Genomic DNA, 8,899 nt, shown 5'->3' on the forward strand with positions numbered 1-8,899 from the left:
CCGGCCTGCAGCTCGTTCGCATAGCGATCGAGCTAACCTGCCCCGCCGGCGTGCTGCCGAGCGAGCAGGCGGTCAACGCTCTATGGACCGCTGCCGGTGCATGAGGGCGAGGCGCTGGCAAAGGCGATTATTGAGACGGTCGAGCGACTGACCCGCTGCCCCAATTGAGGTGCGCCCCAGCACCGTCGCTCCGATCATCGGGACCCAAGTCTGACCTGACTGCTCAATGGTCCGGTGCACGGGCGGCGTCGGGAACTGCCGCATCCCATTCATAGTTGGTAGCGTCATCTCCGAAAGGAGAAATCGGAGCAAGAAAAGTCCCTTCATTGCGCTGATGGGGGCCCGCCGGCCATTGCTGGATTTGGCAGGCGGGCCCTTATCTCCCCGGACGCTCCGGATCGTCGCCGAAGCCAAGCAGCGAAGCGTGGCGTATATACCTGTGCTCGCCACGAAGATGCTTGATCCGTAGCTTCACGCCTGGCTCAACCCACAGCGTCGCCGGTCGCTTCTTGATGCCGCCCGGAGGTGGGCCGGCATGTTCCTTGACCCGCTTCCACAGCCGCTCCTTCATGTCGCGCCCCAACGAGATGAAGGCTGAACCGACATACTTTCCGGTGTCGGGATGCGCGAGCAAGGCGAACGCCGCCTTGCCCGGCTCGCGCTCGACGCCGAGCAGTTCGAATTCCTCGACCGTCCAGCTCTTGGTCTTCAGCCAATTCAACGTCGGGCCACTCCGATACGGGCTGTCGGCGCGCTTGGAGACGATCCCTTCAAGGCCAGCCTGGTCAGCGAGGTAGAAAATCGACTTGGCATCACCGGGTAGAGCCTCGCTGAACTGGATGCGGCTGTTCGGCTTGATGATGCCAAATAAAATTTCCCGGCGCGCCTTGCAGCCAACGTCGCGCAGATCGTGGCCGTCAAGATGCATGATGTCGAAGGCGCCGAGGATCGTGGCGTAGCGATCGCTGTGTACGGCTTTCTGTAGTGCGTCGAAATCGGGCAGGCCATTCACGCCCGTGACGACCGCCTCGCCCTCAAAGATCGCGCTCTTGACGTCGAGATCCCGCGCCGCCTCGATGATGCCGGTGTATTTCCTCGTCCAATCCGCTCCGCTGCTGCTGAAGGCGCGAATATCGTCAGGGCTGTTTAAGATGATCTGGGTTCGGTAGCCATCGAGCTTGATCTCGTGAATCCGGTGTTCACCCTCGGGTGGCTTTGCGACCAGCTTGGGCTCCATCGGACGGATAAACGCCAGCCTCGCCCCGTTCATACAAACTCCACGCCACACCAACCCGATTCAATAAACTTTGAACGTTTCGGTTCCGCGAACCTCAAAGCCCGCGTCTCTGGAGGGAGGAGACGCGGGCAGATCGGATGCCATACCGATCTCGGTAACGGAAGTGATTGCGGATATGGTCGTTGAAGTAGCGGCCCTTGGCGAATGCAGCTCGGAACGCGGCGTAAGTTTCCGGTGGGACGTCCTCGAATACGTACCCTTTTCCGCTGGCCACGAACCACACCGAGAGGGTTTTGCTGCCGGGATCATATTCCGTTTTGCGGATCGAGGTAGATGGCATGACCGCGGCTCAATAAAAGCAGTCAACGATCAGAGAAGCGGTGGCGTTCCTGGGTCAGTGCGGTGCGCCGGCCAAGAACCCGACCGCCGTCGGCTCTAGACTTGGCCGTCAATTAGAAGCACTCTGCCCCTCAAGAGGAGACAGGGGTTGGGCAAGTCTCGCTATAATGGTCGAACCGACCAGTGGCGTAAGCCGGGGCGCGTGCGCCAACTGGCTGGCGTTCCGAAGCGGCTCGTGTTCGTGGCCTTGGCGGCGATGGCAGCCTACGTGACGCAGTTCGTCATGCAGCATAGCGATCCTGTGCCCGAGCTCAACGTATCAAACTGGATCGGATCAAAGCCGGCGCCGATCGCCGGTGTCGCGTCTGTCATCGATGGCGATACGATCGAGATCCACGGCCAGCGCATCCGCTTCAACGGCATCGATGCGCCCGAGAGCCGGCAGTACTGCAACGACGCGAACGGTTCTGAGTATTCCTGCGGGCGACGGGCCGCTAACGCGCTGGACACGTTCCTGGCCGCCTCGAGGCCGGTGCAATGCAGTTTCGTCACTTGGGACCGCTACGGCCGCTTTGTCGGGGATTGCTGGCGGGCGGACGGCTCCAGTGTCGCCTCATGGATGGTCGAGAACGGCCAGGCGCTGGATTGGCCGCGCTACAGCCACGGCGCGTACGCGGAGCAGCAAGCAAAGGCAAAGGCGGCGAAGGTCGGTCTGTGGGTCGGAACGTTTCAGGCGCCCTGGGAGTGGCGGGCGGCGCACGCCGATAGGGCGACGCCCAGCCAGCCGCTTGGCCTCGTCAGCCGCAAGTTGGTCGCGCAGAACGGTTACTCATGCGAGCCGCGGCGAACGTGCAAGCAGATCAGTTCGTGCGACGAGGCCCAATGGTATCTTAGCAACTGCTCCCTGGGGTGGAAAGTTGGACCGCGATAGCGACGGCGTGGCATGCGAGACGCTGTGTTAATGTGCCGAGTGCGAACGGCTGCGACTAAATGACGGCGGCGTAGTGTCGGAGTTCGGCCACGGTTTTGGTGAGCCCTTGCCGTTCGAGGGTGTCGAGGTATTCCTCTGCCGTCCTAGGAGGGTTTTTCAAGCGCGCGCGACAGCGTTGCGCCGCCACAACGACCGCAGCTGTATTCAGCCCGAACTGATGGAACAGAAATTCGTCCGGATGCAGGAGCTCTAGCTGGAACTTCGCTAGGTAGTCTCGCGGAAAGTCTTTTAGATTGAAAGTGATGATGGCGTCGCAAGCCGTGTGGATGGCGGCTGCAAGAACATGTCTGTCATCACCGTCTGGGAGCTTCAGGCCTTCGATCAGATCCTCGTAGCCTTCGACCGAGCAGTCAGGTACAGCCTGATTCATCAGCTGCTTCGTCCGCAACAACTGCTCTGGCTTAAGGTCCTTGCGGTCATTAAGGACGTTACGAATCCATTCGTCATGAATGCGCTCGGTCCATTTCGCACGGAACAGCCCTCCCGCTGCGAGCTCCATGAGGAAGTCTCGCAGCGGGGCTGGGTACAGTGCGCAGGCGTCAAGAATGACGGTGTAACTGGACTTCCTAATAGCCCATCCCCAAGTCTTGCGCTTGGGCAGCTAGTTCGTCCATTACACGCTGACGCTCTTCCTCAGTTGACTTGCGGAACGCATCTAAATCACGGAACTTAACTCGACGATGAGTTCCTACCATGTGGAACTTCACCTTGCCCTCCTCGAGAAGTCGAACAAGATAAGGACGTGACACGTTCAGATAGTCAGCGGCTTCCTGTGTCGTCAGTTCGGCATGGATTGGGAACAGGGTAACGGCGTTACCCTGCGCCATTTCGGTCAGCAAATGATAGAGAAGATCATTCACTGCCTTAGGAAGGCGCAGCATCTCTCCTCCATCCACTTGAACGCGCAATTCAGCGCCCTCGTGTTTGGCTCTAGAAAGGTGGCGGCTGGCCTGCGCAGCCAATTCGGCGTCGTCGGCCGAAGGCAATATCGGTCGTTCGAGCAGCGTTGTCATGGTCGTCTTCCCTGTGTTCAACGGATATAGCACCGCGAATCAACAATCGCAATATCCGAAATAACCGAAACAAGTGAACGAACCGTCACCTCTTTGGTTCCCGTTCCCCGCAGGTGCCGATCTTCGCTCGCCGGAGCCACGCCCCTGACGTTTCCAACTTGCCAAAAGCCGTTTATGTGGGAAGGCAGTGTGGGACGGCCCAGAGGTCAGCCCGTGAAAAGGACGTAAGTGATTGAAAACCTTGGCGCACCCGACAGGATTCGAACCTGTGACCTCTGCCTTCGGAGGGCCCTGCTGGTTGATCCTGCCCGGAGCATCAGACTAATGATCGCGCTTCCTTCCGGCCTTTTTCTAGCCGGCAGCCCGAGATGGTCCTACCGTGGTCAGAACCCCCTTTTAGTCTTGCGCGAAGTCGCCGTAGAGATGCGTGACGCCCCGGTATCGACTGATGTTCTCAATGAAGATTGCCTTGTCGACCCCGAGCGTAGGAGGTCGTCTCCGTTCATCATTCGCGGACCCGATCATCCCAACCGAGACTTGGTTTGAGGTAGAAGATGACGGAACCACTTTATCTGACACCGGAGGAAGTGAGCGAACGTTTTCGCGGCGCTATCTCGACCGGGACATTGGCCAACTGGCGAGCAATGCGCGTCGGGCCAGCGTTCGTGAAGATTGGAAAGTCCATCGTCTATCCCGTGGCCGACCTAAACCAATGGGCAAATCAGCAAACTGTTAAGTGCCGCGCGACAAATCGACTCAACGGGAAGGAACATGAGCAATCGTGAACCTCGTCGAATAGAGCTCCCTACGCACCCCAGAAACCGCCCTCACTAACTTCGCTATCCCAATTTTCACGTTAACTATCAGATAGATATGGAGTGGCGCGGGTGGCTCATAACAATCCCGCTCGACACCCCACGGCATGCTGGATCACAATGTTCTACGCCTCGATCCAAATTCTCTCCAAAGTCAGTGGCTTACGAGTTTCCCCTGCCACCGACTCTATCGCGGTGTGACGGGTGGTAGTGAGCAGAATGCCAATTATCGCGCAACGGCATTGATTGGGGCAAGACATGCCCCTTCCCTGCCCCACAATGCAGCGTCGATTTCGCGCCACTGCACCCTTTGACGAACCTGCTGAGCGACGGAGATATCGGCAATCGCCGCTCGCCGAAACGATATATTGCTCTCAAGAACGGCCCCACTGGCCTCTAATCGGGATCACTGAAATTGGGCCTAAGCGGAAAGTCAGCTTCTGGGTACGCCGGGCTAGAAAGCTGAACTTTGGGCCGCGGGCTTGCTCAAGGCGCGGGTCTGACTTCTGAGTGATCGATGTAGCCGAGTTATCAGCTCGGCTTGCGCTGGGCCTTTCGATCAAGGATGTGATTTCGGAAGCAGTTCTGCATTTCTTTAAAAGACCTGAAGCCAAGGCGCGGAGCGAGGCGAGATAAGGTTGTCGTTGACACGTTGCACCGGCGAGCGATCGAGGCGGAATTTTCGAAGGCAACGCAGTCTGGCTCTGCAAACATCACGCGAGCGAGAGTTTCCAACTTCGCCGGAAGGATCAGCTCCCTCTTGGCAATCAGCATTTTGAGTTCAGCAAGCGTTGGCGCCTTCGTGTTGCGGACTTCGACTTGCCTGACACCCGCTCCTGAGCAATCGGATAGCCCCGCACGCATGGTTGTCACCCTTTGGCTGCTCGCATGAAGCTATCGAAGTCAGCGTCCCCAATCGGAACTGTGTGCTCGTAACCGGGGTACCGCCCGGAATCGACGTCGGCTTTGTATTCCCTGAACGCCGCCACGCGCTCGTCTTGGATCTTCTGCAGCTCAGGGCCGAGGTTCCGGTAAACCTTTCCGTGCCGAGGCTTATGGTTCTTGCCATAGCCGCAGACATCCTCTGTGAAGAGGTATTGCGCATCTGCATGCTCGCCGGCGCCCATGCCAAGCATGACCAGTGACGAGTTTTCGGTCAGGAATTTCGCCACCCGGTCGGGCACGACTTCCAGTTCCGCCCCGAAGACACCGATCTCCTCGAGTTTCTGGGTGTGCCGCCAGAGGCGTATCGCTTCTTCCGCGCTCTTTCCGACTGCGCGCCAACCCGTCCAGGTGATGTACGAAGGGATCAGGCCGATATGCCCGACGACAGGGAGGTGGTTGTCGCAGAGCGCCTTCTGGATGTCGTAGGACGCGGAGCAGTAGAAGGCGTCGCCGCCAATGCCAGCAAAGTGGAAAGCCGCACGCAGATAGTCCTCTGCCGTAGCGAGCGGACGGCCAGCAAAGCTGCCCCAGCCGCCGTAAGGCAGACCGACCTGAACGAAACAGTCGCCGGCTGCCTGTCGCATTTCCTGGTCAAAGTATCGGCCCTCGATGGAGAGCATGTGAATGCCTGCCGCGGCAGCGGCGGCTGCCTCGTCGGGCGTGCTGACGAAGAGCATGGATATCTTCTGTCCGTTCCTCTTCGATCACGTGCCATTCGAAGTCGGTCAGGTCATATCGGCTCATGCAGAGTCTGGAATCAGATTCCGCTGCAATAGGAAAGCCGCCAGTCGACAATCGACCTCTTTGCGGACGTATTTGATCAATTCACAGGTGGCCATTTTGGGAGTGCCGCAGCCACGAAGTCTTCACCTCGGAATTGCAGTGCCAGTGGTGTTCAGCCACCAGCACCGCAAGTCCGGATGTTCCGCAGGGGTCGTTAGTTGCGGCCGTTGTCGTCGATGGCGAGGGAACTCGACAGCTCGCGATAGGTATCGATCTGCTGCTGCAGAATGGCAATCTTCTGCTCTGCCGTGGCAATGGCATCGGCACCGGCAAGGAAACGGTGGGGCAGCACGTCCCCAGCCGCGAGCGTGATCAGGGCGCGCGCAAGCTTGGCGGGGTCACCCCCTTGCTTGCCGTTTTGAGAACGCCAGAAAGCGATCTGCGCCGTCCGCCGCTCATGGTAGTCCTCGACGGAAGGCGCGGCATAGTTGGTCGACTCTTCCGTGAGAAGCTCGGTGCGGAAGAAGCCGGGGTTCACGATCATCGTCTCGATGCCGAACGGCACGACTTCGGTCTGCAGCGCCTCCATCCAGCCGTCGAGGCCGAACTTCGAGGCTGAATAGGCCGAGCAGAACTCGAAACCCATCAGCCCGGCCGTCGAGGAGATCGAAATGACCCTGCCGGACCGCTGGTTGCGCATCGCTGGCAGAAAGGCCCGCGTCACCTTCATGGGACCGACGAGGCTGGTGCTGAGCTGCAGTTGCATCTGTTCGGCGGTCAACTCTTCGAAGTACCCGGCAAAGAAACTCGCCGCATTGTTGACCAGCACGTCGATGCGGCCAAACCGGTCAAGCGTTGCCTGGGCAGCGGCTTCGGCGTCGGCCGCGCTCGTCACGTCCAGCTTGACGATAAGGAGGTTCTCGGACTTTCCGACGGCCCTTGCGACCTTTTCCGTGTTGCGGCCGGTTGCCACCACCTTGTGGCCCGCCGCCAATGCGGCCTTGGCGATATCCAGACCGAGGCCCCGGCCTGCGCCGGTGATGAACCAAACACCCATATTGGGCTCCTGTTCTCTAGGCCGCAGCTCGGCCTCGAATTCGGACGCGATGGCCAGCAGGGACTGATCCCCATGCTGGTGTCCATCCGCCAGCGGACTGCGTCACTGCGGAAGGCCGGCACCTTCGGTGATGATGCGAAATCCTTCGGTCGACTTGGTAAAAAACTGCCGGGCCGCCGTGTATTCAGGCGAGTTGTAGTAGCGCTGGGCGTCAGCAAGGCTCGGGAACTCGGCGATGGCGATCACCGATCTCGAGCTTCCTTCGATGGCAGTGACATTGGGATTGTAGACGATCACGCGGCCGCCATACTTGGTGACGAGCGGCGAGGCGGCTTCGATGTACTGCTGAAACACCGCCTGATCCTTGATGTCATAGCTGCCGATCATGTAGGCGCGGGGGACGGCGCCCGTCGCTTCCTGAGCAAAGGCGGCCGGGCTCACGATCATGGTGAGAGCGGTGAGCGCGCCCACGATTACCTTCTTCATTTTGTTCTCCTTCAGTGGGCCAGTTGGACGGTAGGCATTGCGCGGAGAGTTGCTCCGGTTGACCGTCTGGCCTTGATGTCAGGAAGTTAGCTCCTTTAGCGGCATGCAATTAGATGGTATAATTTGCATGAGCTTAGAAGGGGGATTGATGAATGCGTCGCGACAGCCTGGATGACTTCCTGACCTTCATCGCCGTCGCCCGCGAGCGCAGCTTCACCAAGGCGGCCGCCATGCTCGGCGTGTCGCAGTCGGCTCTGAGCTATTCGATCCGGACGATGGAAGAGCGCCTCGGCGTTAGGCTGCTGACCCGCACGACCCGCAGCGTCTCGCTAACCGAAGCGGGGGATCGCCTGTTTCGAAGCATCGCTCCCAAGTTAGATGAGATCGCAAGCGAGATTGCCGCCCTCAGCGCCCTGCGCGACAAGCCGGCCGGCACAGTCCGGATCACCACGGTGGAGCATGCCGGCGAGACCATCATCTGGCCCGCCATGGTCGGGCTCATGCGCGACTATCCCGACATCAGGGTCGAGATTATCCACGACTACGGCTTGGCAGACATTGCGGCCGATCGCTTCGATGCGGGTGTACGGCTTGGCGAACAGGTGGACAAGGACATGATCTCGGCGCGCGTTGGGCCAGACTTCCGCATGGCGGTTGTGGTAGCGCCTTCATACTTCGCAAGCCGCTCCCGTCCGGTCACGCCTGAAGACCTTGCCGATCATGCGTGCATACCCCTGCGACTGCCCACAGGCGGCTGTGCACCGTGGGAGTTTCGCAAGGAGGGGCGGGAGTTGAAGGTGCGCGTTCAAGGACACGCCGCGTTCAACACCCTCGCGATGATCTGTCAGGCCAGCCTTGAGGGATTCGGGCTCGCCTATCTGCCTGATGATCTGGTGACCTACCCACTTGAAGAGGGTCGCCTAGTGCGTGTTCTTGAGGACTGGTGCCCCCTCCGGCCGGGATATCACCTGTATTATCCAAGCCGGCGCCAACTCTCGCCGCCTTTCGCACTCGTGCTGGAAACGCTGCGCTACCGCGACTGAGTGCGGTTGAAATAAGGATCGTCAGACCTCGGCGACCATGGCGACCATGGCGCCTATCCAAGCCGCTCAGTACAGAAAGTCCGGAGCGTCCGTTTCCCACCGATCCCGGTCTCCCCAATTTATGAGTTCACGGCCTAGGAATTGGCAGATAGTGTCCTGAAGGTTCTGCAAAAAGTTTTGGAGAGAGAACGGCGCTTGCTCTGAAGGGCGAGCGGCCATGGCACGGTGGTGACGTTGCAATCACCGATTC

At 59.6% G+C, this 8,899-nt stretch carries 10 protein-coding genes; 3 read left to right on the plus strand and 7 right to left on the minus strand.

Features of this window, described 5'->3' with window-relative positions; genetic code table 11:
- Positions 1-376 precede the first annotated feature (376 nt).
- Both NKJ09_RS29600 and NKJ09_RS29605 read right to left on the minus strand, forming a co-directional pair.
- Positions 377-1,270 carry an ATP-dependent DNA ligase gene (locus tag NKJ09_RS29600; protein ID WP_352496486.1) on the minus strand — a complete coding sequence of 298 codons (894 nt, stop codon included), beginning with the start codon at positions 1,268-1,270 and terminating at the stop codon, positions 377-379.
- 61 nt (positions 1,271-1,331) lie between these two features.
- Entirely contained in the window at positions 1,332-1,577 is a 246-nt protein-coding gene (locus tag NKJ09_RS29605; protein ID WP_352496485.1) for a KTSC domain-containing protein, read from the minus strand.
- A gap of 147 nt (positions 1,578-1,724) precedes the next feature.
- Here NKJ09_RS29605 and NKJ09_RS29610 point away from each other — a divergent pair, with 147 nt between their 5' ends.
- Positions 1,725-2,507 carry a thermonuclease family protein gene (locus tag NKJ09_RS29610; RefSeq protein WP_352496484.1) on the plus strand — a complete coding sequence of 261 codons (783 nt, stop codon included), beginning with the start codon at positions 1,725-1,727 and terminating at the stop codon, positions 2,505-2,507.
- A gap of 55 nt (positions 2,508-2,562) precedes the next feature.
- On the opposite strand, the gene NKJ09_RS29615 is transcribed toward NKJ09_RS29610, so the two are convergent.
- Both NKJ09_RS29615 and NKJ09_RS29620 read right to left on the minus strand, forming a co-directional pair.
- Positions 2,563-3,168, minus strand: a complete 606-nt coding sequence (locus NKJ09_RS29615; RefSeq protein ID WP_352516125.1) for a PIN domain-containing protein — start codon at positions 3,166-3,168, stop codon at positions 2,563-2,565.
- Positions 3,134-3,580 carry a helix-turn-helix domain-containing protein gene (locus tag NKJ09_RS29620; protein ID WP_352496483.1) on the minus strand — a complete coding sequence of 149 codons (447 nt, stop codon included), beginning with the start codon at positions 3,578-3,580 and terminating at the stop codon, positions 3,134-3,136. The genes NKJ09_RS29615 and NKJ09_RS29620 overlap by 35 nt, the downstream gene beginning before the upstream one ends.
- A gap of 554 nt (positions 3,581-4,134) precedes the next feature.
- Between NKJ09_RS29620 and NKJ09_RS29625 the strand changes: the two genes are divergently transcribed.
- A complete protein-coding gene (locus tag NKJ09_RS29625; RefSeq protein ID WP_095521422.1) occupies positions 4,135-4,365 on the plus strand; it encodes a helix-turn-helix domain-containing protein in 231 nt (76 codons plus the stop codon).
- A gap of 899 nt (positions 4,366-5,264) precedes the next feature.
- Here NKJ09_RS29625 and NKJ09_RS29630 read toward each other — a convergent pair.
- From NKJ09_RS29630 to NKJ09_RS29640, 3 genes are all read right to left on the minus strand, one after another.
- Complete coding sequence (locus NKJ09_RS29630; RefSeq protein WP_352496482.1) at positions 5,265-6,017, minus strand: 3-methyl-2-oxobutanoate hydroxymethyltransferase; 753 nt, start codon at positions 6,015-6,017, stop codon at positions 5,265-5,267.
- Positions 6,018-6,277: 260 nt separating this feature from the next.
- On the minus strand, positions 6,278-7,120 hold the full coding sequence (locus NKJ09_RS29635) for an SDR family oxidoreductase (protein ID WP_352496481.1): 843 nt from the start codon (positions 7,118-7,120) through the stop codon (positions 6,278-6,280).
- 102 nt (positions 7,121-7,222) lie between these two features.
- Positions 7,223-7,606 (minus strand): DUF1330 domain-containing protein, encoded by a 384-nt coding sequence (locus NKJ09_RS29640; protein ID WP_352496480.1) that lies wholly within the window; start codon positions 7,604-7,606, stop codon positions 7,223-7,225.
- A gap of 152 nt (positions 7,607-7,758) precedes the next feature.
- Here NKJ09_RS29640 and NKJ09_RS29645 point away from each other — a divergent pair, with 152 nt between their 5' ends.
- Positions 7,759-8,649 (plus strand): LysR family transcriptional regulator, encoded by an 891-nt coding sequence (locus NKJ09_RS29645; RefSeq protein WP_352496479.1) that lies wholly within the window; start codon positions 7,759-7,761, stop codon positions 8,647-8,649.
- Positions 8,650-8,899 lie beyond the last annotated feature (250 nt).

The sequence above is a fragment of the Mesorhizobium sp. M0189 genome (genome assembly GCF_040322135.1).
Lineage (GTDB): Bacteria > Pseudomonadota > Alphaproteobacteria > Rhizobiales > Rhizobiaceae > Mesorhizobium.